Source organism: Xenorhabdus littoralis, from assembly GCF_033949345.1.
GTDB classification, from domain to species: domain Bacteria; phylum Pseudomonadota; class Gammaproteobacteria; order Enterobacterales; family Enterobacteriaceae; genus Xenorhabdus; species Xenorhabdus littoralis.
The window spans coordinates 1-392 of the sequence record NZ_VCDP01000274.1; the positions used below are offsets into that span (position 1 = coordinate 1).

1 pseudogene is annotated in these 392 nt (G+C 41.6%); it reads left to right on the forward strand.

The features are described 5' to 3' along the window. Window positions 1-392: pseudogene (locus FE394_RS19595) on the forward strand (transposase); the annotation flags it as partial.

A 392-nucleotide genomic window follows, 5' to 3' on the forward strand; every position in this document is an offset into this window, starting at 1 on the left:
TTCGTGAAGATTTAGAAAGTGCACGAAAAACGACGCGTCCACGCACAGTTGATTTGTACGAGGTATTCTGCGGTGTGCTATACATGCTTACCACAGGATGTCAATGGCGTAACTTACCAAGTGATTTTCCAAACTGGCAAACAGTCTATTTCTACTATCAGATTTGGCGGAAAGTAGACGAGAATGGCATAAGTCTTCTCGAAAAAGTGCATAAAAAAATTGGTTGAAACCTATCGTGAGCAAGATGGACGTAAGAATCAGACAAGTTTCTGCATCGTAGATGCACAAAGCGTGAAAAACACATGGATAGCTGGTGAAAAGGGTTATGATGCTGGAAAGAAAGTGTCAGGAATCAAACGTCATATCGCTGTAGATACGAACGGTCTCATTCA